Here is a 26,319-nt window from a genome sequence, read left to right as displayed (position 1 = left end):
AGGCGCAAACGTTGCGGGGCGCAGCGCGCAGTCAGTGCGCTGTACGGCATGCGTCGCGGCATGCGCCGCACCGAACCAGTAAGCGTTACCAGTCCAGAACGGCGCGATCTCCGTGCGCGGGAAACAGAAGCGTGCGACACCTGCGATCTGCACCAGTCGGTGGTGCAGATCGCAGGGCCGGCTTACCAGATGATGCGGGCGCTCATGAACAAGGTACGGGGCGGGGTGGAGATCGCGCCGTACTGGTTGATGCTCACGCGCGGGCTATACACGCCGGCATTGCCCCAGTCGATGGCGTACTGGTCGTAGTTGCGGAAGTTCAGCGCATTGATCAGATCGCCACGCACCTGCACGGTGAGTGCATCGGTGACATGCATGTCCTTGGACAACGACAGATCCAGTTGACGCGTGCCGAAGATGTCGCCGCCGGCCAGGAACTTGCCGCCCGGTGCATCCACCGACACGATGCGGATGTTGTCCGATGTCGGGCCGCCGTACTGATCGAACGACACCGCTTCGTTGCGTGGCGCCACCGTAGCCAGGGTCAGCTTGGCCGAGGCGCTGATGCCCCAGAACAGATCGTAGATGCCGGTGAGCACCAGCCGGTGGCGCGGCACCGAGTTCAGATCCAGGAACGGGTAGTTGGCGATCGTCGCCGCATCGAAGCCGTACTGATCGTCGTTGCCGCGGTTACCGCGTGCGTGCGAGAACGTGTAGGCGGCGGTCAGGCCCCAGCCGCTTTCCTTGGTGTAGGCCTTGTCGGTGGACAACAGCAGCTGCGCGGTCTTGGTTTCGACACCGTTGTTGCCGATGATCAGGTTGCCGAAGCCTTGCGGCGGCTGGCTCCACGGCTGCGCACCGGCCTGGAAGAAATCGCCATTGGGAAAGCGATTGCCCAAGGTCAAGATCAAACCGTCCTTGCTGTGGATGTACGACACCGTCGCCGAGTTGCTCCACTCGCCCACGCGCGTGCGCAGGCCGAGCGAATACTGGTCCGAATACGGCGTTTTCAGATCGTTGTTGAGCAGGTCGATCTCGCCGTTGCGCACACGTGCATTGACCAGGCCGCCCAGGCTGTCCGGGTTGCTGACAAAGGACGGATTGAAGTTGGTACAGGTGCCGGCAGCCGGGGTGCAACCGGAGGATTCGACAAAGCGAACGGTGTACTGCGACAGCGCTGACTTGACCTGCTCCAGCCCCATGATGTCGAACAGATTGCGGTCGTAGCTGCGCCCGGCGCCACCGAACAGCACCAGCGATTCGTCGCCTCGGAAGTCGTAGGAAAAGCCCAGACGCGGCGCGAAGTTGTTGTTGTCCTGTTTGCGATTACGGCCGTTGCTGATGTAGTCGTTGATGTTCACGCCACCCTTGGCCAGTTGTTCGGCATAGGTGGCGCTGACCGCCGGGTTGGTGCCGGGGCCGTTCAATGCGGCGATCACTTCCGGCGGGGTCACGTTGTCCAGGTAGGACGGAATCTTTTCGCCATCCCAGCGCACACCGATGTTCAACTGCAACTTGTCGTTGACGTCCCAATCGTCCTGCAGGTACAGGCCAAGCTGTTTGCTGGTGGTGGTCACCGACGGCGCGGCGCCGGCAAACGGCAGATTGAAACGCACCTGGTAGGGAATGGACGCAGTGCCCGCGCCATCGGTCACCGCGTAGTAGAACGACGGGTTGGCCGCGGAATTTTCGCTCTGGGTCAACTCCACTTCCTTGTACTTCACGCCCATCTTGATGACGTGGCTGCCGTGCCACTCGATGTTGTTGAAGGTCAGGTCGTTCTGGAAGCTGGGGCCTTTTTGTCCCTTGCGCTGAATCGCCAGGCCGCTGGTGGCATCGTCGTTGAGCAGCACATCGTCTTCGGCGATGCCGCGCGTGTACACGGTCTGGCTGCCGATGGTGTAGGCGGTCGGGTTGAACAGCACGTCTTCATACGACACCCGCGCTTCGTTGACGTAGTTCTCGCCAAAATGCTGCCAACGCAGGTCGTAGCGTTCTTCGGAATTGAGATTGGTCTTGGCGGCGATGGCGGTGTTCTGGTCGCCCACGCTGTCGCGGCTTTCTTCGTCGCGCACCTTGGCGGTGAGCTCCAGGCGGTCGTTGTCGCCGATGTCCCAATCGATCTTGCCGAAGTACAGGTCTTCGTTGAACGGACGGGTGACCGAGCCCAGCCGGCTCTGCACGCCGGCCGGCAAATCGTCGCGCAGTGCGCTGAAGGCGTCCGGCACCGCAACCGGGTTGGCCGAGACTTCAAAGCCCTTGCCTTCGTAGCTGAAGAAAAAGTGCGCCTTGTCCTGGACGATCGGCCCGCTCAGCGCAAAGCCGTATTCGTCCTGGTGAGTCTTGCGCTTTTCACCGTCGGCGTTGGGCGCGCCGGCGCGCTCGTCGGCCTGGCGGGCGCGGAAATCGGTATTGGTGGTGCGCCCGAAGATCTCGCCGTGGAATTCGTTACCGCCGGACTTGGTGGACGCCACGATCGCCGCCGACCCGACCTGATCAAACTCGGCCTTGTAGTTGGAGGTGATGACCTTGTACTCGCCGATCGCCAACTGCGGGAACGGGTTGCCCGCGCTCTGCTGCTGGCCGGAGACGCCGCCGAACAGATAGCTCTTCTGGCCCACACCATCGATATAGACGTTGACCGCCGAGCTGGCCTGCGCACCGCCGCGGATGCGGCTGTTGCCGTTGGCATCGGTCTCGAACTGCATGCCCGGCACGGTGTCGGCAAATTCCAGGAAGTTGCGCGTCAGCTGCGGCACCGTGTTGATCTGCTTCAACGAGATGTTGGTGCCCACCTCGGAGGTCTTGACCTCCTGCAGCGTGGTGGCGGTGACCTGCACCGCGTCCAGCGTGGTGGCGTCGCCGGCCGGCGCCGTGGCCGTCGCATCGCCGCCGCCCAGGTCCAGGCTGACCGAGGAGGCCACCGACAGGGTCACGGTCTTTTCGGTGCCCGGGCCAGCATCCACTTTGTAGGTGCCCGGCGGCAGGCCGACCAGCGCATAGGTCCCGTCCGTACCGGTGGTCACTCGTCGCACCGCGCCGCTGGCGACATTGGTCGCGGTCACGGTGGTGCCTGCCTGGGACGTGGTCACCTGTCCGCGCAATGTGGCATTGCTGGACTGGGCCATCGCCGGAGCGGCGGACAACAACGAAGCGGCGAGGGCGCAGCACAACAGGCTGCGTGCCGGCAGGGTGGACACGGTGCGGTAGGTCTTCATGACTTTCCCCCTCCCAGGGGTCAGGCGCGTACCGGCAAAGTGGTCGGCGTGGCGCGGGTGGTGCGTTGTTTCAAAGACAGCAGAACGGCAACAAACAAACGACAGGCGTTATAAAAAGCATAAGAAACTGCAAAGAATTCGTGAAGATGCGACGTGGCGCATGGTGTCACCCGCCAGGCGAGGCGCGTGGCGCGCTGGACGCACGCACGATCAGCTCAGGCACCATTTCCGAAAACGCCGGAGGCGCAGCATCGGCAGGCGGCGCGGGTGCATCCACCAACTGCTGGCCCAACAGCAAGCGCAGCGCACGCGCGCCCAGCCCGGCGATATCCACCCGCATGGTGGTCAGCGCAGGCAACACGTAACGCGCCATCGGCACATCGTCGAAGCCAGCCAGCGCGATGTCCTGCGGCACTTTCAACCCGGCATGGCCGAGCGCAAACAGGCAGCCCAGCGCCATCATGTCGTTGGCGGCGAACACCGCATCCGGATGCACGTCCTGCGCCAGCGCCTGGCCGGCGCGGTAGCCGGATTCTTCATCGAAGTTGCCCGGCAGCACCCACGGCTGCGCATCCGCATCCAGCGCCAGCTCGTCGCGATAGCCGCGCAGGCGCTCGTGCGCGTCGAAGTTGTCGGCCGGGCCGGCGATGAAGGCAATGCGGCGATGGCCGCTGTCGCGCAGGTGGCGCGTCATCACCCGCGCGCCGCCGTAGTTGTCGACATTGAGCACCGGGCGCTGGCTGGCGCGGCCGGCGCAGTTGAGCAGCACCGCCGGCAGGCCGCCGGGCAATGCGTCTTCGTGCACGCCCGAATCGCCCAGCGATGGCGACATCACCACCACGCCATCCACGCGCCCGGGCAGGCGTTCGAGGGCGCGCCGCTGCGCTTGCGGGTCGCCGTGCGAACTGGACACCAACAAGTGGTAGCCCTGGTCGCGCGCCACCTGGTCGATGCCACGGATCAATTCGGAAAAGAACTCGCCATGCAGATCCGGCAACACCACCCCGATGGTGTGGGTGCGACGGCTGCTCAGGCTGCGCGCGGCGTGGTGGGGGATGTAATTCAACGCCCGCGCCACCTGCAGCACGCGCTCGCGGACCGACTCGGCCACGTGCTGATGCCCGTTCATGGTGCGCGACACCGTGGCCACCGACACCTGCGCCTCGCGCGCCACATCCTTGATGGTGACGCTGCCGCCTTCCGAACGGGGCCGACTCATGGCGCTTTCTCCAAAACAAGGCGGTGGCGACCGTACGCCAGCACAGGGCGCACGGTCTGCTGGCGCAGAACGTTCGTGTCGCACAGGCTCATGAATGTCATCGGCCCCATCCGATGGCGACCTCGAAGCGAGATGGCGCGCACGCTAGCAGGAACTGCAAGCGCTTACATGATGCGCCGCACCATTGGGTCAAACATAGCTGGGACAAGGGCTGCGACCTGGTGGGTGGACAAAGTTGTCCGAATAAGACAACAGCAGCCAATGTCGGACACCGGCTGACATCGTGCAGGAAACCACGAAAACCTAACATCTTTGGTCCATACCTTTGCGTACGGCAGCGTCGCGCCTTGCCGCCAGTGCATTCAGACAGCAAGATGCGCCGATCGATCAGGGGAACATCGTGCGCATGTCGCCATTTACCGTCCGCGCCGGCCGGTGTCAGTCCATTGCGTGGGTGCTGCTGGCTGCGCTGTGCGTTGGCGGCTGCCAGCGCAACGACACTGCTGCCCCTTTGCCCGGTGCGAATGCCGAGCCGGCCGCCGCGATGCAGTCGATGACCCTGCCGTTGCGTCGCAACGATCTGGTCGCCTATGCGCGGATCCGGGTGACACCAGCGCAATACACCCAGTTGGAAGCGGCCTGGCGCAGCGGTGCCAGCCGCTGGCCGCTGACCGAGCTGCCGCTGCCCAACGAAGTCGGTGCGCTGCTGGGGTCGTTGTCGGCACCCGATGCCGAGCGCCGCCTGCAGCAGGCGTTCGACGCGCAGCTGGCCGGGCAGTCGCGCGGCATCGCCCAGGCCGCGCAGTCGCTGGGCCAGTTCGGCGTGCAGTACCTGCGCAGCCGTAGCGATTACCAGCCCGAGCAGCGCGCCCATTACGTGCAATTGGTCGACGCGCTGAGCGCCTGGGCGGCCACCGCGCCGCTGGCCGATCGCCCGCGCGCCAAGGCCAGCATCGCCGACCTGGTGGCTGCGGCCCGCGCCACCGGCATCAGCTCCGACGCCGACCTGCAACGGCTGGGCATGGAAGAAAGCCTGCGCCGGCTGGGGCCGTTCTGGGCGGCATGCAAAAAGGTGCTGGAGCGCTACGACCTGTCGATCGATACCAGCCTGGACGCGTTGCGCACCGGCTTGATCAAGCAGGACGGCGATAGCGCCCAGGTACGGCTGCGCTATCCGCTGGCGGCGCACGCCATCGACCTGACCGTGGCGCTGATCAAGCGCGATGGGCACTGGTACCAGCAACAGACCCAGAACGAGATACAGGCGCTGCTCGACGCCATGCCGGCCAAGCCCTTACCCGATGCTGCGGCAGGCCCCGATACGGCGCTGCTGCCGCCTGCACCGGCCCCAGACGCCGGGCAACGCCCGGCTGGGCGATAATGACCGCGATGCCAGAACAGAACCCCCTGCCGTTTCCGGACGGCCAGCCTGCCCCGACCACCCCGGTCGCTGCCGACCCCGGCGCGAGCGCGGCCGCCCTGCCGTTGCCGACCGCCGCCCCGGTGCCGCCGGAAGCATCGGCGTCGACAGCGCCGCTGCTGGCCACTGCACGTCAGGCCAAACGCCCGTGGTGGGCGCGCCTGCTCGGGCGCCTGGCCGACCCGTGGCTGAGCCTGACCATCGAGCCGGAACCGCTTGCTCGCTACGACGACGGCACCCAGGTGGTTTACGTGCTGGAGGACTACGGTCTGTCCAGCGCCCTGATCCTGGACAAGGCCTGCCGCGAAGCCGGCCTGCCATCGCCCCTGGTGCCACTGCCGGGCGACCCGCTGCAGCGCAAGCGCGCCTATCTGGCGCTGTCGCGGCGCAGCAGCAGCAATTCGCTGATTCCCGAACAGCGCGGCGGCAAGACCCACTCCGACTCGCTGGCCAAGCTGCTGCAGGCGCATCGGGTGCGCGCCGATCTGGACGTGCATCTGGTGCCGGTGTCGATCTTCGTCGGGCGTGCACCGGACAAGCAGAGCGGCTGGTTCGCGGTGCTGTTCTCGGAAAACTGGGCGCTGGTCGGCCGGTTCCGCCGCCTGCTGGCGGTGCTGCTCAACGGCCGCACCACCATCGTGCGTTTCGCCCCGCCGATCTCGCTGCGCCAGACCATGGCCGAAGGTCTGCCGCCCGAGCGCACCTTGCGCAAGTTGCAGCGCGTGTTGCGTACGCATTTCCGCCGTATTCGCGAGGCAGTGATCGGGCCGGATCTGTCCACCCGCCGTCTGCTGGTGGACCAGGTGCTGGCCGCCGACTCGGTGCGCGAAGCCATCGCCACCCAGGCCAAGCGCGATAACTCCAAGCCGGTCGATGCCTGGCGCAAGGCGCATGCCTATGCGTGGGAAATCGCCGCCGACTATTCCAGCCCGGTGGTGCGTTCGGCCAGCTTCCTGCTCACCCACGTGTGGAACCGCATCTATGCCGGCGTGCTGGTGCATCACCTGGACAAGCTCAAGCAGGCCGCGCCCGGACACGAAGTGGTGTACGTGCCCAGCCACCGCAGCCACATGGATTACCTGCTGCTGAGCTACCTGCTGTACGAACGCGGCATCGTGCCGCCGCATATCGTGGCCGGCATCAACCTCAATCTGCCGGTGGTGGGCACGCTGCTGCGCAAGGGCGGCGCGTTCTTCATCCGCCGCAGCATCCGCGGCAATGCACTGTATTCGGCGGTGCTGAGCGAATACGTCGCGCAGCTGGTGGCCGGCGGCTATTCGATCGAATATTTCGTCGAAGGTGGACGTTCGCGCACCGGGCGTCTGCTGCAGCCCAAGGGCGGCATGATCGCGATGACGCTGCGCGCTTATCTGCGTCAGCCGCGCAAGCCGGTGCTGTTCCAGCCGGTCTACATCGGCTACGAGAAGCTGATGGAAGGCAACAGCTATCTGGACGAGCTCACCGGCCGGCCCAAGGAAAAAGAATCCATCTGGGGCCTGCTGTGGTCGATCCCCAAGGTGCTCAAGCAGAACTACGGCCAGGTGGTGGTGAACTTCGGCGAGCCGATCGCGCTCAACGACGTGCTGGCCAAGCACGCCCCGGACTGGGACGGCCAGCCGCTGCCGGAAGATGCCAAACCCAGCTGGCTGGCACCGGCGGTGGATACCTTGTCCACGCAGATCCAGACCCGCATCAACTGCGCGGCCGACGTCAACCCGATCAACCTGTTGGCGCTGGCGCTGCTGTCCACGCCCAAGCACGCGATGGGCGAGGCCGATCTGATCGCGCAGATCGAGTTGTGCAAGAAACTGCTGGCGGAGATGCCGTATTCGGACCGCGTCACGGTGACTCCGCATACCCCGGCACGCATCATCACTCACGCCGAAGAGATCAACGTGCTCACGCGCGTGTCGCATCCGCTAGGCGATGTGCTCAGCGTCAGCGGCGATACCGCGGTGCTGCTGAGCTACTTCCGTAACAACGTGCTGCATTTGTTCACCGCATCCTCGTGGGTGGCGTGCTGCTTCCAGAACAACCGCCGCATGAGCCGCGCCGGTCTGATCCGGCTGGGTCGCACGGTGTACCCGTTCCTGCAGGCCGAGCTGTTTTTGCCATGGAGCGAAGACCGTTTTGCCGAACGCATCGAACAGACCATCGACATGTTCGTGCGCGAAGGCCTGCTGCTCAATGTCACCGAAGACGACGGCGGCATCCTGACCCGCAATACCGGGCAGACCGATGAAGTGTTCCGTCTGCGCGCGATTGGCCACTCGCTGCAGCAGGCATTCGAGCGCTATTACATCGCCATCTCGGTACTGGTGAAAAACGGCCCCGGCGTGCTCGGTGCTGGCGAGTTAGAAAGCCTGTGCCAACAGGCGGCGCAGCGTTTGAGCCTGTTGTATGCACCTGCCGCGCCGGAGTTCTTCGACAAGACCCTGTTCCGCAGCTTCATCCAGAAACTGCGCGAACTGCGCCTGGTCTGGCCGGACGAGAACAGCAAGCTGCTGTTCGATGAGCGGCTGGATGCGTGGGCCAAGGATGCCAAGTTCATCCTCGGCCGCGAACTGCGCCACACCATCGAGCGGGTCAGCCCGGAGGCGGTGAAACCGGATGTGGTGTTGCCGCCGGAGTGAGGCGGCGGTCTTGCGGTAAGGGCCGCGCACGTGGCGAAGCGCGCGGCATTGCTTGGCGATGACGCAGTGTTGCCGTTCGGCTGAGTTGGAAGCGGTGCGACATCGCGCGCTGCAGTGCGGCCGCAGTAAATCGAACGCGGTGTTGCCGCTGAAGCGGGACAGCGCGGCAGAGACACAACACGCGCGCGGCATAGAGAAAACACCAGCGCGGCATCGATGCCCCCACCTGCAGCAACGACCCGATGACTCCTTCTCCCACCGGGAGAAGGTGGCGCGTAGCGCCGGATGAGGGTACGGCTGGCAAGCAACTATGCAGCCATGCAGCGCATTGCCCCTCATCACACATCGATCCGCAGCATAATCCAACGAACCGATGACTCCTTCTCCCATCGGGAGAAGGTGGCGCGCAGCGCCGGATGAGGGTACGGCTGCAGGCAACCATGCAGCGCATCGCCCCTCACCACACATCGATTTGCACCATATCCAACGACCCGATGACTCCTTCTCCCACCGGGAGAAGGTGGCGCACAGCGCCGGATGAGGGTACGGCTGCAGGTAACCATGCAGCCATGCAGCACATCGCCCTCACCAGACATCGATCCGCAGCACAGCGAGATTTCACACAACAGTTGCGTTCGTTTCATCAGCCGCTTGCGCGCATGTCGATAGCATAGAACTACCTTTAACAGTGATCGAGCGCATCGCAATGCGGATGCGCTTGACAGGAGATTCCATGCGCGCAGCCATCCATACCCAATTCGGCGATCCCGCCAAGGTGCTTGAACTCGGCGAGCGGCCCGTGCCGCAGCCCGGCAAGGGGCAGGTGCGCATCGCCATGCGCCGCTCACCCATCCACAACCACGACCTGTGGACCGTGCGCGGCAACTACGGCTACAAGCCGGAGTTGCCGGCGATCGGTGGCAGCGAAGGGGCAGGCGTCATCGACGCCCTGGGCGAGGGCGTGGAAGGCCTGCAGACCGGGCAGCGCGTGGTCGCGGCCGGCGTCCACGAAAGCTGGGCGGAGTATTTCCTGGCCGATGCAGCTGGCGTGGTCCCGCTGCCCGACGCACTGGACGACGACCGCGGTTGCCAGTTGATCGCCATGCCCCTGAGCGCCCTGATGCTGATTGAGTTCCTGCGCGTGGAAAAAGGCGACTGGATCGTGCAGAACACCGCCAACGGCGCCGTCGGCAAGACCGTGGCCATGCTTGCCGCCGCACGCGGCATCAACGTGATCAACCTGGTCCGTCGCGATGCGGGCGTGGACGAACTCAAGGCGCTGGGCATCGGCAATGCTGTTTCCACCGCGCAGGACGGCTGGCAGGACACCGTGCGCGCGCTGGCCGGCGATGCGCCGATCATCCGCGCCGTCGATTCGGTCGCTGGCAGTACTGCCGGCGACTTGATGGGGCTGCTGGCCGAAGGCGGCGAGCTGGTGTCGTTCGGGTCGATGACCGGCGAGCCGCTGCAGATCTCCAGCGGCGATGTGATCTTCAAGCAGGCGACCGTGCGCGGCTTCTGGGGCAGCAAGGTGATGCAGGCGACAAAATCAGAGGACAAGCGCCGCATGATCGGCGAGCTGTTGAAGGCCGCCGTCGATGGCAGCCTGGCCTTGCCGGTGGAAGCGGTGTTCGACCTGAAAGATGCGGCCAAGGCAGCTGCTGCAAGCGACGAGCCAGGCCGGCGCGGCAAGATCCTGTTGCGTGCTGGCTGACACGCGCGTGGCTTAGCAAAAAGAGTGTCAGGAGGTTCGGGGCTGGTCGTGATCGGAGCAGTCCGTGTGCAGCCGAAGTAGAGCAACTGCGGCCAGATGGAGCAATGCGGCCAGGGTAGGAATCTGTGGCGCCCACGGCCGACGCTGCACTCGCTTTTGTACTCCAATCCGAATCCACACCCAACTGCATCTGCACTCAAATCCGGAGCAGGGCAGGAGCAGGGCAGGGCATCAGAAGGACCGACATCGGGCCCCATGTCCGTAGGCAAATTCAAACCTGTGAGCCGATTCGAATCGCGCCCATCCCCTCATCCGCCCCTGCGGGGCACCTTCTCCCGCAGGCGGGAGAAGGCAGTCCGCCGATCGCTGCTCTGAAGCCCCTCTCCCGCCTGCGGGAGAGGGGTTGGGGTGAGGGGACGGCTTGCGAGGCACGGTGCGTCCACCCCGCGTGCTGCTTCACCACTGCTACAAAGTCGATCAGCCTAGGTCATGCCAGATTAGCGCCTGTAAGCGCCTGTAAAGGATCGCCGGACACCTGACACCGAGGCGCAGACCCAAGCGCACCTGCCCTCGCAACGAGGGTCCAGGTCCGGGCAAAGCACCCAACGCCTCAAGCGGGCTCGTCGGGCACCAGCTCCATTTCCAGCCGGATAATGCAGTCCTTGATCTGCAATTTGCGCTTCTTCAGGCGCTTCATCTGCAGCTCGTCTTCCAGGTTCGCGGGCATGCGCTGGATTTCGTCGTCCAACGCACGGTGCGCGCGTCGCAACTCGGCGATCTGTTCGACGATCTCGGCGGGTGAGAGGGTTTCCACGCCCCGAGCATACACAACCCCGCGTCACCCGCGCTTGCCAAGTGGCCGCAGGCTGCGACAATGCCTGTGCGCCGTTGGGGATAATGGCGGCGCGCCTCACCCCATCATTGCCGCGCGGCTACGGCCGTCGAGAAAGGAGTCTTTACGATGCGTTTGCGTTCTTCCCTGCTGGCCCTGAGCCTGCTCACCGCCGCCAACCTGGCCTCGGCCGCCGATGTGGCCAAGTACGACGGCTTTCTGTGCTGCAACCTGCGCACCGACGGCAGCTGGATCAGCGACAGCAACTACGCCGAAGACGGCAAGCGCGTGCTCCCGGTCGGCACCCCGGTCAGCGTCACCGGCTTTGGTCGCAACCGCGTCAACCTCAAGATCGCTGGCGAAAAGCAGTCCATCGGCAACGATTACAGCCGCGACCTGGACAACACCGCCTTCGCCGCCCGCTACATCGTCACCGCCGATCCCAAGCTCAAGCTCGCCACCTTCCCGCCGAAGATCCGCCAGGCCATCGTGGACGGCAAGCTCACCGGTGGCATGACCCGCGAACAGGTGCTTATGGCGGTCGGCTACCCGATCAGCAGCGAGAACCCGAATCTGGAAGCCTCGCTGTGGCGCTACTGGCGCGACAGCTTCGCCGAGTACCAGGTGCAGTTCGGCCCCAGCGGCAAGCTGGTCAAGGTGACCGCCGATCCGCAGCTGATGAATCTGGTCTGGGTGCCGTAACGACGCTGGCTTGGCATAGTGCGCTGCATCTGCCAGTGGTCTCTGCAGAGACAGCGCACCGTCCAAACTTGCTGAGTCTTGTAGTCGACACATAGGTCAGCAGATGTCGATGCGCGACGGCTGCAACGCAGAGTCCATGCGTTGGTCGTCCTTGTAAAAACATTTCGTAGGAGACTTTCCCGAAGGCAATTGGTCCGACGTTGGATATCCTCATAGCATTCCTGTTCGTTGCTGCACTAATTGGCGTGCATGCGTATTTTCATTCCAGACGGCATCTCCCACCGAGCAAGGTGGAGCGTGGTTTGGCGATGCTGTGGCTGGTGATCCGGCGACTGTTATGCTTTTCGATGGCACTGCTGTTTTGGGGAGGTGCCGCCTATATGGGCTATCTGGTGCTCACCAGAGCTGCCTCGCCATCGCTGTTGTGGTGGTCTGCCGGGCTGCTGCCTTTCGGTTATATCTTCTTGCACCTGGGTTTGTACGGCGCGGGGTATAAACGCTATGACTGGAATGAGGACAAGAGCGTGCATGCAGAGCGCAAGCGTCGGTATGGTTGGCGTTGGTAGCCACTAGTTAGGTGAGCTGATCTGTTGATCGCTGTCAGCATCACGCAGTGCGTCCCAACAAGGCGCGCATCTTGTTTTGCAGTTGATTACCGCAATTTTTGCCAGCTTTCTATTCTGAAAACGATAGTGAAAACACTTTCTTTAAAATTGCTGAGTGATGAGTGGATCTCGCCGAGTCCAGGGGGATCGTTTTCTAGTTGTGCTTCCTAGCAAGGAATTGGCGATGGAATTGGGCTTGATCATGCTGAGTTGCGAACAGAAGGCATGTTGTCGGTATTGCGAACAGACCAAAGACTTGCTTGCGGATGTCATCGTGTATCCGGGCATGGTTCTGATCTGCCAGCGTTGCCTTTGAGAAGGGCCTGGCGTTGTAAGCAAAGCGCTTGGGTTGGATATCACGATGGTTCGAGTTCTCCTAGTAAGCAACAGGCATCTTCCGGCTGCAGTCGTTTATCTATCCTCCGATATAAAACGATCGGTGGCTTTCGCCCTCATGAGAAGAGAAAAAGTTAATGACAAACCCATACGACTCTTCGCCGATCCACCCAGCGATTTACTCGCCAACGACACTATGGTAACCACAGCGCTGGAGCTTCCTGGACATCGAATCATCCGCAATCTGGGCCTGGTGCGCGGTATTACAGTGAGGTCACGCTCGATCGTCGGCAACTTCTTCGGCAGTCTGCAGAGCTTGTTCGGCGGCAACATCACCATCTACACCGAACTGTGCGAACAGGCACGCTCGGAGACCTATCGCGACATGGTGCAGCATGCCAGGCAACTTGGCGCCAACGCCATCATTGCGGTGCGCTACGACGCGACCGAGTTGATGGCTGGCCTGACCGAAGTGCTGTGCTATGGCACCGCAGTCGTCGTCGAGGCGCAGCATGTATAGCGGCTCACGCGTTCACGGAGTGAGCTCCGTGAAACTGCGGTGCGTGGCGGTGGTCGTCTTCGTTATGGCAACTTGGCTGCCGGCGGTGCAGGCCTCGAGCTCGTCCACCTTCATGTCCGAAGTCGGGAAAGTGTCGTCGGTATACGAGCGTCTGGCCAACTCTGCCGAGTCAGAGCGCCTTATCGATGAAGGTAGGAAGAGCGAGGTCAATGCAAGGTTGAAGCGACTGGTGCCGGAGACAAGCAAAAGCGCGTATGACGCGTTTGTCCTGTCCAATATCCTTTACCGGGCCGATGTCGCTGCCAGTGACGCCTACATGAAGCTCGCTGACGAAAAGCTGCCTGGCAATCCATTCATCATATTCGAGCGCGGTATGCGCGAACACCGCGCGGGGCACTGTGATATCGCGCTGCCTCTGTACGAAAAAGCCGCGAAACTGCTGCCAAGGTCGCAAGTGCCGGATCGTCTGTGGGCCTACATCACGCACTGCCGCCTCGTGCTTGAGGATGCACGCGGAGCTGTCGCCGCCTGGACACATGTGGACTTCAAGGAGAAACACACGGCGATCGAGAAATCGATGTATGACATCTTCTCGACGACAGATCCGGACGCCGAAAGAGAGCGCTTGATCACGTCCATCCGTGCAGGGGCAGCAGGTGACGTTTGCACGTTGATCAAACTCGACAAGAATTGGGAAATCGACTGGTGGAATGCGAAAAAGCAGCCCGAGTACCTTGCGTATGACATTGCACTTGTCAGGTCATTGTCCAGGAACGACAAGAAGATTCAGCAAGTTGCGGGGCTGTGTATCGACGCAGTGGACCTCGATGACGATAAATTCAGACGCTTTATCGCGTCGGCGGGTTATTGGGGAGAGGGTGCCCGGTTGCCGGAAGATCCGATAGCGAGCTATACGTTGATCAGTCAGTTGCAGAAACGAAAGATGGCGACGGCGGACGAGATCTTCCAGCGTTACGGCGCGGCGCTGGAGCAGCGCTACAAGCGGATGCCCTCCGATCGTTCGACGCTGGATCTGCTGGCGTTTCTGTACAGCGCGACAGGGCGAAGCAAGCAACTCCAACCGATAGACCTGTACGGCTGGAAGACACTGAAGATCGAGGCCTATGCGCTGAGCTATCTGAAAGGCCTGACCGAGGCAAACGCCGGGTACTCCACTGCGCTTGCGCAGGCCGCACGCGACTTCCCCAATAGCGCCGAAATTCAGCGGCTCAACCTTGTGCTACATGCTAAGTCCGACGATAAGGTGACGTATTTGATGCGTTATGTTGCAGCGCAGTTTCCGAACGTGCAGGAGCATCTAAGCGGGCGCTATCGGCTCGATGATTTCATGGCGGCGTTGAAGAACGAGCTGAAGGTCTCTGCTCCAAAAAAATAGCGGCGCAGGATGCTTTATCGTCTGGGCCTGTGCGCCGTCTGGAGCCGCCGGCGCCAGGTATGAAACACCTAAGGTGACTATTGGCGGTCCCTCGTGGCATGGCTGGGATGTGCACGCGTCGCAAGAAAGCGGAGGTGAGTTCACCCCTTCAGAAAGCGACGCTGTGCATTTTTCAGCAGTGGGCAATACCCGACCAAGACTGCCTTACGCTCAACGTTCAGGGCAGGCTTCGGCTACACGACTTGGCGGGATGCCCGGATGTTAGAAGACACAGATCGCTGACCGCGAAGGCGCTAAGCTTCTGTATCGGCCAACCAGGCGCCACACAGCGAATCAACCATGCAGCGAAATCTGGATCTGTATCCCAAAGACGATAACGGCGACACCTTGTGGCACATTGCGGAGCAGGGCGTGGATCTTTCCAAGCCGCGCGAGATTGCGTTTTCCGTGGTGTTCCCGAGCAAAGAGTCGGCACTGGAATTTTCGGTGACGTTGCTGCGCTTCGAGCAAAAGGTGCGTTGTTGCCATTACCCGGAAAACACCGCGTTCCCGATGGATGTCACGGTGTATCCGACCATGGTGCCGACGTACAAGGCGATTTGCGCGTTCGAGGAGGAGTTGGCGACAGAGGCCAAGCCCTTGGGTGGGTTGAACGATGGATGGGAATTTTCTGTAGACACAAAAGACGTCTGATGTGTGCGGCAGGTGCGTTGGAGAGCGCGGCGTGCGGGCTCTCCAACAGGTTAGGCCACATCAGCGCGGCGATTGCGGGACGCGGCGCAGCTGTGACACGTCGTAGCCCATTGCCGCAATGCGCGCGAGCGCCTGCTGATAGTCGGCGTCGGAGACCTGCGGGGTCCGTGCCATATACCAGACGTAATCGCGCTTGCTGCGCGCCACGATAGTCTGGGTGTAGTCGGCATCGCGCCAGGCGATGACATATTCGGCCTTGAACGGCCAGAGGAATTGCATGCTCCATAGCGCGCCGTTGCCATTCTCTGCGACCTGTCCGATCGGGTGCATGGACTTGAGCGGGGCCTGGAAGCTGCCTTTGCGGAAGGTGAAGGTGGTTTGGATACGGCCATCCGGTCGCAGTGCATAACTCTCTACTGCGTCGTAGGCCTTGCGCTCGGGACGGGTTGGAATATGTGCGATGACATACCAGTCGCCCATGAAGCGCGGCACGTCAACGCTGTCTGCGCTGGGCAGTGCGGCGCGCGGCTCGCTGCCACTTGCACTGCCGTAGACCGCAAGGGTGAGTAAGAACAGCATCGACGCCTGGCGCATGGCAACTTCTCTCAACAGTATCAGTGCAGAGGCATACGTTGCGACGATGCGTGTGGATGCAGCGTGCAATGCACCGTCTGTCGAAAGGCACGATGGTCGTCCGGTCGTTGACAGGCGCTACTGTAGCGGCTCCCTGGCGGGCACATGGGCAGAAGAACAGCGGCATTAAAGAACAAGGCCCGGATTATCCGGGCCTTGTTCATCTACTTAGTAGGAAGAAAAGTCCCACTTCTGATTTACATCGCCAGTGCAGTCCCAAATGTAGGTGCGCGCACCGTTTGTGGCGCCACGGCCAGGATCGGCCAGGCAACGATTACTACCAACATTGCGGATTTCGCCAAGGAAATGCCAGGCCTGATGAGCGCCGCCGTTGCAGTCCCAAATGCGTACCGCATTTCCGTCTTGCGTGCCGCCGTTCGCTGATTCCAAACATTTCCCGGCATAGCGCAGGCTTCCTCGCTCGCCCACTTCCCAGCGCTGCTGGGCCGCACCACTGCAATCCCACAGCTGAACCAGGGTTCCGTTTGCTGTGGAGCCACCCTCGACGTCTAGGCATTTACCACCGATGCCCGTAATACGCCCAGAGATTGGATCGTAGTTCCAAGTCTGACCGGCATTCGCCTGTGCCGAAAAAATCTGCAGCTTTGTACCGTTATTACTTGATTGACCGATTGCATCAAGAACTTTTCCGCCGACGCCAACGATAGAGGCGCCCGTGAACCACCACTGCTGATTCGATGCACCCAGCCCGTTCCAGAGCTGAAGCGTGGTGCCATTGGAAGTCCCGAGGCCCTTGGAGTCGAGCACCAAGCCGCTGGGTACGCTGCGGATATAGCCAGAGCCAGACACAATGCTCCACATTTGTTGCACATTCTCGTTGCAAGAATACTGCTGAATCTCGGTCCCGTTGACCGAGCCGCCGCCTACGGCATCAAGACATTTATCGCCTATTCCCTTAATTAGCCCAAAAGCAGGCAGCGGCTTCAAAGTGATAGGTGCGGAGGATGAAGCCTTAGAAAAGTTTGAGTCTCCAGTAAAAGAGGCTGTAATCGTGACGTTGCTGTACTGGCTAGGGAGCGTATAGCGAACAGAAAAATTTGCTTCACGCGCATAGAAAAAGTTATATGTGCAACGCGCATAATCTCCCCCGGTAGCAAACAGACATCCCTGATCCACCTCGACGACCCGATTTACGACAGGGGTATTCGCACGACCAATACGGATCTGGCCGATCGACACACCATTTGCGAAAAAATTGACACGCCCACCAATATCCTCACCTGCAGCGGGATTACCAACAGTCACGCCAAGGGCAGGTGCGGCCACCTTGACATTGATGGTTACCGTCTCACTACCCGAAGGAAAGGAATTGGAGGACGTAACGGTAGTGGTTGTTTCATAATTCGAAAACCGCGAGCCAATCGCCGAGGCTTGAAACGATACCGCAGCGAGTGCTGCACAGGTGATGCTGACTATTCCTTTCATTGTTGCTCCACTGAGTTGATTGACTGTTGATGCTCAAACGGGGGCGTGCGATACAAAACGCCCAGTACAAAGCAGGCGTGAGCCGTGCCTTGCGTATAAGCGGATATTCTAGATTCGTGCCCCCAACTTGGCTCGCCAATCATGCCACTTCTTTCGAGACAAGCAAGACCGCTTGCAAGCACAACAACTACGTGGTCGATGGATGTTGTTTTGGACCATGCCACCAAGAGCTATGTGACAAAATAGCTAGTAGTCGCTGACGACGGGACCTATGAGGAGTCGCAATCGCCGTTGACCGCGTGATCTCGGATCACGTGGTACGACGCTGACTGGATTGGGATGCATGCAATCGCAATCTGCCATGTATGATCTGCAAAGCAAGCGACCTTTTCCTGAGGTGTTATAGACTTTGAAGTGTAGGGGCATCGCCACCGCCATCTCACCAAGGCGAGACAGCATCTTTCCCGTACGGATGAATCGTCGCAATTGTTCCATCCGCCAGATGCTCCAGCGGTGCCATCTTGATGTTGCGCAGATGGGTCTGGCCGCCCGATACCACGGCGTCGTGATAGAACAAATACCACTGGCCGTCGAACGCGCAGATGGAGTGGTGGGTGGTCCAGCCGATCACCGGCTGCATCAGCACGCCCTGGTAGTGAAATGGGCCATACGGCGAGTCGCTGGTGGCGTAGCAGATCAGGTGCGTATCGCCGGTGGAATACGACAGGTAGTAACGACCGGCGTGGCGGTGCAGCCAGGGGCCTTCGAAGAAGCGACGGTCGAGGTCGTCAGCGCGTAGCGGGGTGCCGTGTTCGTCGAGGATGACGATCTCGCGCGTAGGTTCGGCCAGTGCGGTCATGCTCTCGTGCAGCCGCGCCACGCGCGGGCCCAGTGCGGGCGCATCGCCCACCGGTTCCTGGTTGGTCTGCGCGTAGCGGTTGTCGCGGTAGTGCTGCAGCTGACCACCCCAGATGCCGCCGAAGTACAGGTAATGCGCGCCATCGTCGTCGGCGAACACGGCCGGGTCGATCGAGTAGGTGCCGGCGATCGGTTCGGCTTCGGCGATGAAGGGGCCGTGGGGTTGGTCACCGACCGCCACGCCGATCTGGAAGATGCCGTCGGCGCGCTTTGCCGGGAAATACAAATAGGTCTTGCCATTGCGTTGCGCTGCATCCGGTGCCCACATTTGGCGTTGCGCCCACGGCACGCCGCGCACGTGCAGCACTTCGCCCAGGTCTTCGACCGGCGCGTTGGGATGCGCCATGCGAAAGACGTGGTAATCCTCCATGCCGAAATGCGAGCCGTCGTCGCTGAAGGCCACGCCGGCATCGATGTCGTGCGAGGGATAGATGTACAGCGCGCCATCGAAGACGTGCGCGGATGGGTCGGCGGTGTAGATGTGGGTGACCAGCGGTGCGGAAATGGCGGTGCGCGCCAGGGCCTGCAGTGTGGCGGCTTGCAGTTCATCGGACATGCGCGGACCTGTGCATGAGGTGGAAGGAAGGGTTAAGGCGACGCGAGCGGAGCGGCCTGACGGCGCACGCCCAGTTCGCGTTCGATACGGGATTCCAGCGGTTTGTCGATCTCGTAAAACACCAGCAGTGCGGTGCCGAGCAGGAACGGGATGGACGCATACACGCTGATGGCTAGCCGAATGCCGTCGGTGACCGCGCCGCTTTGCTGCGGCAGCGCAGCGTCGTAGCCATAGACGGCAAGCAGGCCGGCGACCAGTGCGCCGCCGACGCTCAGGCCGATCTTCAGGCCGCACAACATCGCCGAGAAAATGATGGCAGTGGCGCGGCGGTGGTTCTTCCACTCCGAGTAATCGGCCACGTCGGCAATCATCGCCCACAGCAACGGGATGGTGATGCCGTAGAAAAAGCCGTGCAGCACATAGGAGCCGAATACCCAGCCGATGGCAGTCGCCGGATAGACATAGAACGCCAGCAGAAACAGCGTGGAAATCAGCAGCGCCCCACCAAACACATTGCGCTTGCCGTAGCGGTCGGCCAGGCGTTTGGAAAACCCGATACCCACGATCATGGCCAGGATGCCGCCGGCACTGAACACGCTAAACGCCGAGGTTGGCGCGTCTTGCGGCCACTGCAAGGCACTCATGCCGGCACCGGTCAGCACGCTGTTGATTGCGGCAATAAACCGGTTGAATCCTGCGGCATCGAGAAAGTGAGTCAGCGCGCCCGCGTCGAGGGTGTATTTGAAGTAGTAGATGTACATCCCGCCCTTCATGGCGAGATTGATGAAGACCAGAATGGTCAGTGCCAGCATCACCAGCCAGGGTTTGTTGCGCACCAGGTCGGTGAGGTCCTGTCGGACGCTGCTGCGTTGTTCGGCGATCGGCAGCACGCGCTCGCGGGTGGTGAAAAAGGTGATCAAAAAGCACAGCGTGCCGACCGCGGCGAACAACCCCATGGTGTTGCGAAAGCCTTGCGCCTTGTCGCCATTGCCCAGGATCAGCACCAGCGGCAGCAGCAGGACCTGGATGATGAACTGCGCAAAGGTCACTGCCAGAAAGCGATACGCCGACAAACTGTTGCGCTGCTCCATGCTGCCGGTGAGCACGCCGCTCAGCGCTGAATACGGCAGGTTGTTGGCCACGTAGACCAGCATCAGCAAGGTGTAGGTGGCAAATGCGTAGGTGATCTTGCCGTGCTCGCCCAGCGCAGGTGTGTTGAAAGCTGCTAGCGACAGTGCGCCAAATGGCAGCGCGGTCCACAGGATCCACGGGCGAAACTTGCCCCAGCGGGTGCGGGTGCGATCGGCCAGGATGCCGATGATGGGCGTAAACACGAACGCGCCCAGCAGGCCGACCACGAAGATCAACGTGGCCGCCGCGCTCGCGGGGATGCGGAACACGTCGGTGTAGAAGAACGCCAAAAACGTCACCAGCGTCTGGAAGATCAGATTGGCAGCCAGGTCGCCCAGGCTGTAGCCGATCTTTTCGCGCACGGAGAGCTGCTGTGATTGATCGTTCATGAGGTGAGGCGGGCTCGGAGAGTGCTACGGAAAACGCCGCGGCGCGCGCTACGCCGCTGGCCGCGATCCCTCTGGATCGCGGTTGCAGGCGCAGTGCCTGAAGTGTCGGGCAAAACGTCGTGTGCCGTCGCGCAGGCATGTTGGACGGCGCGCGGCAGACGGAGTGCACGCGAATCACGCGTGCACTCCGAACACCGGCTACACCCGGCAACCAACGGCGAACGCGTCTCGATGCTCACTGTCAAAACGTGCCGCGGATGCCGAGCATGACGGTGCGGCCGGGCTCGTACAGATCGTAGGTAGCGTTGGGCCACGCATAGGTGGTGCGCAGCGGCTCATCGGTGATGTTGGTGACGTTGAGCGTGAGTTGCGGCTTGGAAGGCAACCAGTCCAGCGCGTAGCTGGCCGACAGATCGAGCTGGCCGCGTGCATCGGCATTCAGGCGTGCGTACGGGATGCCGTTCTGATTGGCGCCGGAGATCACCATGTCGTCGTTCCAGGTGTAGGACAGGCGTACCGAGGCGGCGTTCTTTTCCCAGTACACGGTGCCGTTCCACAGATTGGGCGCCACACCGACGGCCACTGCGGGGATGCCTTCGCCTTCCGAAGATTGGGTGACATGGGTGTAGTTCACGCTGAAGCCCATGCCGTCGACCAGCTTGTCCAACGGCTGCACCCAGATCGCTTCGGTGCCGCGGATGTTGAGCACGCCATCGGCGTTGACCTGGGTCTGCACGTCCACCGTGGCGGCATTGGGGCCACCGCGCTGGTCCAGCCCGGCTTGCTGGATCGGCAGCAGGCTCTCGTAGGGCACACCAAGATCGTTGAAGGGAATGCGCCGCACGCCATTGACGGTGAAGCCGCTGATGCGCTTGTTGAACAGCGTCAGGCCCACATAGCCTTCGCCGCCGGTGTACCACTCGCCGCCGAAGTCGACATTGGTGGACAGATACGGCGCCAGGTTCGGGTTGCCCTGGGTCGCGGTCTGTGCGGACGGGTCGCTGAAATTGGTGTTGGGCAACATCGCGCTCGGGTCCGGACGCGTGAGCGTGCGCGAGCTGGACAGGCGCAGTACCACGTTGTCGGCCACATCCCAGGCCGCGTTGAACGAGGGCAGGGTTTCGGCGTAATCGGAATCGAGCACCTGCACGCGGCGGATGCCGTTGATGGTGACCGGGCCGGTGATGGTCTGGTCGGTGGTGACGTAACGTACACCGGCGTTGAAGCGCAGCGTGCGGTTCCACACTTCGGTTTCGGCGTTGGTTTCGATATAGAAACCCAGGTTCTTTTCGCGGATGCCGCCGGCCGAGGCGCCGGTGTTGGCGGAGTTGGTTTCCGGGGCGGAATCGCGTAGCGCGTAATAGTTGGTGTCGCCCAGGAAACGGTTGAAATCGGCAGTGATGAAGCCGCCCGGGCCGGGCCGCAAGTAACTGGCCAGGGCCGCATTCGGGACTGCCGAACCAGGGCCGCCGTTGCACACGTTGCCGCCACCGCCGCGGCACACCACCTGCTCCCAGGCAATGCTGTTGTCGAAGCCGCGAATGGTGCGCTCGGCCTGGTCGTAGGCAGCGCCGATCTTGATATTGCGCTTGTCTTCGCCGAACTGCAGATCGGCACGTCCACCACGGGTCTGGGTGACGCGTTTTTCGTTCTGGATATTGACCCGGCCGCCGCTCCAGCCCCAGCCCAGGTTCGGGTCGTTGAGATCGAGCGGGCTGCTGATCGACGGGCGGTCGCCGCCTTGGTTGCGGTAATCGACCGTGGTGAACGGCGAGGTGACCAGGATGCTGGGCGACTCGCGATCCAGCCAGCTACGCGTGGCGTTGGCCTGCACGTTGAGCTTGATGTCCTGCTCGGCACCGAACAGCAGTTCGGCACCGGGATTGACGCTCCAGAACTTGACCTCTTCGCGGTACGGGCGCGCTTCCAGGAAATACTGCGCGTTGGCGAAGGTGGCGCTGGTGACCACGTTGTTCTGATCCAGCTGCATGCCCAGCGGGATCATGTTGCCGTTGCGGCCGATCAGATTCATGCTGATCCGCTCGGTGGTGCGCTTGGCTTCGGAATACAGCGTGTCCAGGTAGAAATGCATGCTGTCGGAGGGCCGCCATTCCAGCGACATCACCGACGCATCGCGGTCGCGATCGCCATTCATGTACACGCTGCGGCCCAGGCGCGGGATCAACGCATCGCTGATCTGGTCGATGCTCAAGCCGGGGTTGCGTGCCAGCAACCACGCCGCGTCGATGGTCTCGCCGGTGGTCAAGCCACTGCCGGCGGTGGCCGGCACGCGGTCTGGAATGCGCCAGTTGCCGCCGCCGTTGACGTTGCAGGCCGCCGGTTGATTGGTCGCCGGCGTGCCTGCAGGCGGGGTGAGCCCGCATTGGGTATAGGTGAGGCCGGGGTTGGTCCAGCCCACGCTTTCGAAGCCGCGCACGCCCAGCTTGCTGCGCACCGAGGCCACGCCGAACAACGCGCCGAGCGTGCCTGCTTCGTTGGTCCAGCTGCCCATGAAGGCGCCACGCGGAGTGGTCTTTTCGCTGGTGCTGTTCCAGTCGGCCTGCGCCTGGTAGGTGAAGTGCACGCCGGGGCGATCGAATGGACGCGCGCTGCGCATGTCCACCACACCGGAAACGCCGCCTTCGAGCATGCTGGCGGTGGGCGTCTTGCTCACGGTGAGCTGGGTGAAGAATTCGGTGGGAAACAGGTTCAGATCGACTTCGCGATTCTGGTTCTGCGCATTCAGACCGATCGAGGCGGTGGCGATGCTGGCGCCGTTGAGCGTGGTCTTGGTGAAGCTGGTGCCCAGGCCGCGGATGGCGATGTTGAGGCCTTCGCCATTGACGTCGCGCGAGAGCTGCACACCCGGGATGCGGTTGAGCGACTCGGCGATATTCATGTCCGGAAATTTGCCGATGTCCTCGGCAAACACGGTGTCGGCAAAGCCGACCGAGTCGCGCTTGGCATCGGTGGAAAACTGGATGCTGCGTCGGTAGCCGGAGACGGTGACGGTGTCGAGCTGGGTCACTGCGTCATTGTTGCCGGCCGTGGCCGGTGGCGTTTGCGCGGCGCTGTCGGCGTCGGTGGACTGTGCCCAGGCGGCAGTGCTGGTCATGCCCAGCAGGATGGACCCCAACGCGCAGGACAACGCGGTACGTGCGTAGCTGTTCTTCACCGTATTCCCTTCCCTAACAGGTGAGCAGATGTCCCACGCATCGCCCCTGCGTAGGGAGTGCCGCTGCCTGGAATCGGCGCGACGATGATGCGATGGGGGAGACGGGCGATCAGTGGCGCTGGATGTTAGCGCTACCAAATTCAGAACATCACGCTGCAGGGCAGCATAGTTGCCGGGGCATAGCGAAGCGGCGCTGCCATGGCGCTGCACTGCGAGCACGCAACGCCGACGGACGGTCGCCGCGTGCTGCAGTGCGTGATGGATTCCTGCGTGCAGCGTGGTAATGGTAGCGCTATCACCCGTGGCGCAAGGCCACCTTCGTGCAGGTGCAGTGGTCGATGAATCGAATCGGACAACGCGCAAGCGACATGCTGCTTGCGCCCTTGCTTGCCGCGATGCGCAGCAGGTATCGCGACAACGCAGGCGACATGGTTGTGCGCTTGCAGGAGCTGTGCCCATGAACGACGCGCCTGCGGCCGATGCTGCTAGCCCCGGAGCACGCCTGGGCCGGGTGCGCTGGCGCGTCTGCGCGCTGCTGCTGGCAGCGACCACCATCAACTACGTGGACCGCCAGGTGCTGGGTGTGCTGGCGCCGTTCTTGCAGACGCAGATCGGCTGGAACGAGATCCAGTACGGTTACATCGTCACTGCGTTTCAGGCGGCGTATGCGCTGGGCCTGTTGTGCAGCGGTGCGGTGATCGACCGCTTCGGGACGCGGCTGGGCTATGCGTTGGCGATCGGCGTGTGGAGTCTGGCGGCGATGGGGCACGCGTTGGCGACCAGCGTGGTGGGTTTTGCGATTGCGCGGTTTTTCCTGGGACTGGGCGAGTCCGGCAACTTTCCCGCCGCGCTCAAGACCGTGGCCGAATGGTTCCCGCGACGCGAGCGCGCGCTGGCCACCGGCATCTTCAATTCCGGCTCCAACATCGGTGCCATCGTCGCGCCCTTGCTGGTGCCGGTGATCGCCACCGCCTGGGGCTGGCAGGCGGCATTTCTGTTTACCGGGATACTGAGCGCCACCTGGCTGCTGGTGTGGTGGTGCAGTTACCACGCGCCCGAGCAGCAACCGGGTCTGTCGAGCGCAGAACTTGCGCACATCCGCAGCGATGCGCATGAGCCGGTGCAAGCGCGGTTGTCGTGGCTGCAGGTGCTGCGGCATCGCCAGGCCTGGGCGTTCGTGCTGGGCAAGTTCATCACCGACCCGATCTGGTGGTTCTTCCTGTTCTGGTTGCCGAAATTCCTGCATGCCGAGTACGGCCTGAGTCTGCTGCAGCTGGGTGCGCCATTGATCGTGATCTTCGTGCTGGCCGATATCGGCAGCATCGCCGGTGGCTGGGTTGCCGGGCGCTTCATCGCGCGCGGCTGGAGCGTCAACCGTGCGCGCAAGACCGCGATGCTGATCTGCGCCGTCTCGGTGGTGCCGATCGTGTTTGCCGCACGCGCAGACAACCTGTGGCTCGCGGTGGGTCTGATCGGCCTGGCCACCGCTGCACACCAGGGCTGGTCGGCCAATCTGTTTACGCTGCCCTCGGACATGTTTCCGCGGCATGCGGTGGCCACCGTGGTGGGCATCGGCGGATTTGCCGGCGCAGTGGGCGGCATGTTGATCGCCACGTTCATCGGGTTTCTACTGCAGGCGACCGGCAGCTACGTGCCGGTGTTTCTGATGGCCGGTTCGGCCTACCTGCTGGCATTGGCGGTCGTGCATGCTCTGGTGCCGCGGCTGCAGCCGGCGCAGCTGCCTGCGGCCACCGCAACGCCTCCATTTTCCTGAGGAATCCCCATGTCCCTGCACACCGCGAGAATCGCACTGTTGCTGGCAGCAAGCATCGCATCGGTGGCGCAAGCCGCGCCGCTGGCAGCGGGCGCGTCCAAGTTTCTGGGTAGCGCCTACAGCCCGCAACAGGCGCAGGGCTTTGCGCAGTACTGGAACAAGCTCACCCCGGAAAACGGCGGCAAGTGGGGCACGGTGGAGGCAGTGCGCGACCAGATGGACTGGCGCACATTGGATACCGCTTACCGGTTCGCAAAAGCCAACGGCATGCCGTTCCAGATGCATGTGATGGTGTGGGGCAATCAGCAGCCGGAATGGATCAAGACCTTGCCCCCGGCCGAGCAACGCCGCGAGATTGAGCAGTGGTTTGCGGCCGTGGCCCAGCGCTACCCGGACATCGACCTGCTGGAAGTGGTCAACGAGCCGCTCAACGACCCGCCCAGCAAGGCCGACACCGGCGGCGGCAATTATCTGCAGGCGCTCGGCGGTGACGGCGCCAGCGGCTGGGAGTGGGTGCTGCAGTCGTTTCGGCTCGCGCGCCAGCACTTTCCGCACACCAAGCTGATGATCAACGACTACAGCATCACCAACAACACGCAGGCCACGCAGAAATATCTGCAGATCTTGCGGTTGCTGCAGCGCGAACAGTTGGTCGATGCCATCGGCATCCAGGAGCATGCATTCGAGACCACGCCAAACGTGGCGATGTCGGTGCATCGCACCAATCTGGATGCATTGGCCGCCACCGGCTTGCCGATCTACATCACCGAATTCGACCTGGATGGGCCAAGCGATGCGCAGCAGCTGGCCGATTACCAGCGCGTGTTTCCGATCTTCTGGGAGCACCCGGCGGTGCGCGGCATCACGCTGTGGGGATTCCGCCCTGGCCTGTGGCGCGATAAGGAAGCCGCTTATCTGGTGCGTGGCGATGGCAGCGAGCGCCCGGCGATGACCTGGTTACGCGATTACGTGGCCGCCCATCCCGGCACACCTGTGCCCTGACGCGCGC

17 protein-coding genes and 1 pseudogene are annotated in these 26,319 nt (G+C 62.5%); 10 read left to right on the top strand and 8 right to left on the bottom strand.

Features of this window, described 5'->3' with window-relative positions; all coding sequences use genetic code 11:
• Positions 1 to 182: 182 nt before the first annotated feature.
• Both ABQZ00_RS22190 and ABQZ00_RS22185 read right to left on the bottom strand, forming a co-directional pair.
• A complete protein-coding gene (locus tag ABQZ00_RS22190; protein ID WP_323539460.1) occupies positions 183 to 3,218 on the bottom strand; it encodes a TonB-dependent receptor in 3,036 nt (1,011 codons plus the stop codon).
• Between the two features lie 166 nt (positions 3,219 to 3,384).
• Positions 3,385 to 4,437 (bottom strand): LacI family DNA-binding transcriptional regulator, encoded by a 1,053-nt coding sequence (locus ABQZ00_RS22185; RefSeq protein ID WP_115529324.1) that lies wholly within the window; start codon positions 4,435 to 4,437, stop codon positions 3,385 to 3,387.
• Positions 4,438 to 4,843: 406 nt separating this feature from the next.
• Here ABQZ00_RS22185 and ABQZ00_RS22180 point away from each other — a divergent pair, with 406 nt between their 5' ends.
• The 3 genes from ABQZ00_RS22180 (at position 4,844) to ABQZ00_RS22170 (ending at position 10,204) form a co-directional block, all read left to right on the top strand.
• The gene (locus ABQZ00_RS22180; RefSeq protein WP_323539459.1) at positions 4,844 to 5,818 is read left to right on the top strand and encodes a hypothetical protein; all 975 of its coding nucleotides are present in this window, start codon (positions 4,844 to 4,846) and stop codon (positions 5,816 to 5,818) included.
• A complete protein-coding gene (gene plsB, locus ABQZ00_RS22175) occupies positions 5,818 to 8,490 on the top strand; it encodes a glycerol-3-phosphate 1-O-acyltransferase PlsB (protein WP_115554999.1) in 2,673 nt (890 codons plus the stop codon). The genes ABQZ00_RS22180 and plsB overlap by 1 nt, the downstream gene beginning before the upstream one ends.
• Positions 8,491 to 9,223: 733 nt before the next feature.
• Positions 9,224 to 10,204 carry a zinc-binding dehydrogenase gene (locus ABQZ00_RS22170; RefSeq protein WP_323539458.1) on the top strand — a complete coding sequence of 327 codons (981 nt, stop codon included), beginning with the start codon at positions 9,224 to 9,226 and terminating at the stop codon, positions 10,202 to 10,204.
• 610 nt (positions 10,205 to 10,814) lie between these two features.
• Here the strand turns inward: ABQZ00_RS22170 and ABQZ00_RS22165 are convergent.
• On the bottom strand, positions 10,815 to 11,018 hold the full coding sequence (locus ABQZ00_RS22165) for a YdcH family protein (RefSeq protein WP_046964822.1): 204 nt from the start codon (positions 11,016 to 11,018) through the stop codon (positions 10,815 to 10,817).
• 147 nt (positions 11,019 to 11,165) lie between these two features.
• Between ABQZ00_RS22165 and ABQZ00_RS22160 the strand changes: the two genes are divergently transcribed.
• The 5 genes and pseudogenes from ABQZ00_RS22160 (at position 11,166) to ABQZ00_RS22140 (ending at position 15,288) form a co-directional block, all read left to right on the top strand.
• Complete coding sequence (locus ABQZ00_RS22160) at positions 11,166 to 11,738, top strand: hypothetical protein (RefSeq protein WP_055854683.1); 573 nt, start codon at positions 11,166 to 11,168, stop codon at positions 11,736 to 11,738.
• A gap of 200 nt (positions 11,739 to 11,938) precedes the next feature.
• Positions 11,939 to 12,304, top strand: a complete 366-nt coding sequence (locus tag ABQZ00_RS22155) for a hypothetical protein (RefSeq protein ID WP_323539457.1) — start codon at positions 11,939 to 11,941, stop codon at positions 12,302 to 12,304.
• Positions 12,305 to 12,816: 512 nt separating this feature from the next.
• Positions 12,817 to 13,199: pseudogene (locus ABQZ00_RS22150) on the top strand (YbjQ family protein).
• 28 nt (positions 13,200 to 13,227) lie between these two features.
• A complete protein-coding gene (locus ABQZ00_RS22145) occupies positions 13,228 to 14,595 on the top strand; it encodes a hypothetical protein (protein ID WP_323539456.1) in 1,368 nt (455 codons plus the stop codon).
• A 339-nt stretch (positions 14,596 to 14,934) separates the two neighbouring features.
• Complete coding sequence (locus ABQZ00_RS22140; RefSeq protein WP_115529319.1) at positions 14,935 to 15,288, top strand: ribonuclease E inhibitor RraB; 354 nt, start codon at positions 14,935 to 14,937, stop codon at positions 15,286 to 15,288.
• A gap of 60 nt (positions 15,289 to 15,348) precedes the next feature.
• Here the strand turns inward: ABQZ00_RS22140 and ABQZ00_RS22135 are convergent, their stop codons facing one another.
• The 5 genes from ABQZ00_RS22135 to ABQZ00_RS22115 form a co-directional block, all read right to left on the bottom strand.
• Positions 15,349 to 15,882 (bottom strand): lipocalin family protein, encoded by a 534-nt coding sequence (locus ABQZ00_RS22135; protein ID WP_323539455.1) that lies wholly within the window; start codon positions 15,880 to 15,882, stop codon positions 15,349 to 15,351.
• Positions 15,883 to 16,089: 207 nt separating this feature from the next.
• Entirely contained in the window at positions 16,090 to 17,367 is a 1,278-nt protein-coding gene (locus ABQZ00_RS22130; protein ID WP_323539454.1) for a ricin-type beta-trefoil lectin domain protein, read from the bottom strand.
• Between the two features lie 439 nt (positions 17,368 to 17,806).
• Positions 17,807 to 18,841 (bottom strand): glycoside hydrolase family 43 protein, encoded by a 1,035-nt coding sequence (locus ABQZ00_RS22125; protein ID WP_323539453.1) that lies wholly within the window; start codon positions 18,839 to 18,841, stop codon positions 17,807 to 17,809.
• A gap of 32 nt (positions 18,842 to 18,873) precedes the next feature.
• Complete coding sequence (locus ABQZ00_RS22120) at positions 18,874 to 20,361, bottom strand: MFS transporter (RefSeq protein ID WP_323539452.1); 1,488 nt, start codon at positions 20,359 to 20,361, stop codon at positions 18,874 to 18,876.
• A 241-nt stretch (positions 20,362 to 20,602) separates the two neighbouring features.
• Positions 20,603 to 23,536, bottom strand: a complete 2,934-nt coding sequence (locus ABQZ00_RS22115) for a TonB-dependent receptor (RefSeq protein ID WP_323539451.1) — start codon at positions 23,534 to 23,536, stop codon at positions 20,603 to 20,605.
• 283 nt (positions 23,537 to 23,819) lie between these two features.
• Here ABQZ00_RS22115 and ABQZ00_RS22110 point away from each other — a divergent pair, with 283 nt between their 5' ends.
• Both ABQZ00_RS22110 and ABQZ00_RS22105 read left to right on the top strand, forming a co-directional pair.
• Complete coding sequence (locus tag ABQZ00_RS22110) at positions 23,820 to 25,310, top strand: MFS transporter (protein WP_503064309.1); 1,491 nt, start codon at positions 23,820 to 23,822, stop codon at positions 25,308 to 25,310.
• Positions 25,311 to 25,319: 9 nt separating this feature from the next.
• Complete coding sequence (locus ABQZ00_RS22105; RefSeq protein ID WP_323539449.1) at positions 25,320 to 26,312, top strand: endo-1,4-beta-xylanase; 993 nt, start codon at positions 25,320 to 25,322, stop codon at positions 26,310 to 26,312.
• Positions 26,313 to 26,319 lie beyond the last annotated feature (7 nt).

The sequence above is a fragment of the Xanthomonas sp. WHRI 10204 genome, assembly GCF_040202875.1.
Classification (GTDB): Bacteria; Pseudomonadota; Gammaproteobacteria; order Xanthomonadales; family Xanthomonadaceae; genus Xanthomonas.
This window is presented reverse-complemented; position numbering and strand designations above follow the sequence as displayed.

What these genes read in the sequence shown, in the direction of transcription:
- ABQZ00_RS22180 (WP_323539459.1), top strand. Translation starts at nt 4,844, where the DNA reads ATGTCGCCATTTACCGTCCGCGCCGGCCGGTGTCAGTCCATTGCGTGG.
- ABQZ00_RS22140 (WP_115529319.1), top strand. Translation starts at nt 14,935, where the DNA reads ATGCAGCGAAATCTGGATCTGTATCCCAAAGACGATAACGGCGACACC.
- plsB (WP_115554999.1), top strand. Translation starts at nt 5,818, where the DNA reads ATGACCGCGATGCCAGAACAGAACCCCCTGCCGTTTCCGGACGGCCAG.
- ABQZ00_RS22110 (WP_503064309.1), top strand. Translation starts at nt 23,820, where the DNA reads ATGGTAGCGCTATCACCCGTGGCGCAAGGCCACCTTCGTGCAGGTGCA.
- ABQZ00_RS22185 (WP_115529324.1), bottom strand. Translation starts at nt 4,437, where the DNA reads ATGAGTCGGCCCCGTTCGGAAGGCGGCAGCGTCACCATCAAGGATGTG.
- ABQZ00_RS22130 (WP_323539454.1), bottom strand. Translation starts at nt 17,367, where the DNA reads ATGAAAGGAATAGTCAGCATCACCTGTGCAGCACTCGCTGCGGTATCG.
- ABQZ00_RS22105 (WP_323539449.1), top strand. Translation starts at nt 25,320, where the DNA reads ATGTCCCTGCACACCGCGAGAATCGCACTGTTGCTGGCAGCAAGCATC.
- ABQZ00_RS22170 (WP_323539458.1), top strand. Translation starts at nt 9,224, where the DNA reads ATGCGCGCAGCCATCCATACCCAATTCGGCGATCCCGCCAAGGTGCTT.
- ABQZ00_RS22190 (WP_323539460.1), bottom strand. Translation starts at nt 3,218, where the DNA reads ATGAAGACCTACCGCACCGTGTCCACCCTGCCGGCACGCAGCCTGTTG.
- ABQZ00_RS22160 (WP_055854683.1), top strand. Translation starts at nt 11,166, where the DNA reads ATGCGTTTGCGTTCTTCCCTGCTGGCCCTGAGCCTGCTCACCGCCGCC.
- ABQZ00_RS22135 (WP_323539455.1), bottom strand. Translation starts at nt 15,882, where the DNA reads ATGCGCCAGGCGTCGATGCTGTTCTTACTCACCCTTGCGGTCTACGGC.
- ABQZ00_RS22125 (WP_323539453.1), bottom strand. Translation starts at nt 18,841, where the DNA reads ATGTCCGATGAACTGCAAGCCGCCACACTGCAGGCCCTGGCGCGCACC.
- ABQZ00_RS22120 (WP_323539452.1), bottom strand. Translation starts at nt 20,361, where the DNA reads ATGAACGATCAATCACAGCAGCTCTCCGTGCGCGAAAAGATCGGCTAC.